The sequence below is a fragment of the Duganella phyllosphaerae genome (assembly GCF_001758785.1).
Lineage (GTDB): Bacteria > Pseudomonadota > Gammaproteobacteria > Burkholderiales > Burkholderiaceae_D > Rugamonas > Rugamonas phyllosphaerae.
The window spans coordinates 1-571 of record NZ_LROM01000157.1; the positions used below are offsets into that span (position 1 = coordinate 1).

1 rRNA gene is annotated in these 571 nt (G+C 51.1%); it reads left to right on the plus strand.

Annotated elements, in window-relative coordinates:
- Positions 1 to 121: 121 nt before the first annotated feature.
- Positions 122 to 571: ribosomal RNA gene (locus DUPY_RS26920) — 16S ribosomal RNA — on the plus strand; the annotation flags it as partial.

The following is a 571-nucleotide window of genomic DNA, read 5'->3' on the forward strand; positions in this document are numbered from 1 at the left end:
ATATCAAATGTTCACAAGAAGTAATGAAATAGGCGCTATGAAAATAGTGGCCTGTCAGTATTTTGAGTGAGCGACCCGTCAGCGATGACGGTGACACGAAAGTGTCAAATAAACAGAGATTAAACTGAAGAGTTTGATCCTGGCTCAGATTGAACGCTGGCGGCATGCCTTACACATGCAAGTCGAACGGCAGCGCGGGGCAACCTGGCGGCGAGTGGCGAACGGGTGAGTAATATATCGGAACGTACCCTGGAGTGGGGGATAACGTAGCGAAAGTTACGCTAATACCGCATACGATCTAAGGATGAAAGTGGGGGATTCGCAAGAACCTCATGCTCCTGGAGCGGCCGATATCTGATTAGCTAGTTGGTAGGGTAAAAGCCTACCAAGGCATCGATCAGTAGCTGGTCTGAGAGGACGACCAGCCACACTGGAACTGAGACACGGTCCAGACTCCTACGGGAGGCAGCAGTGGGGAATTTTGGACAATGGGCGCAAGCCTGATCCAGCAATGCCGCGTGAGTGAAGAAGGCCTTCGGGTTGTAAAGCTCTTTTGTCAGGGAAGAAACGG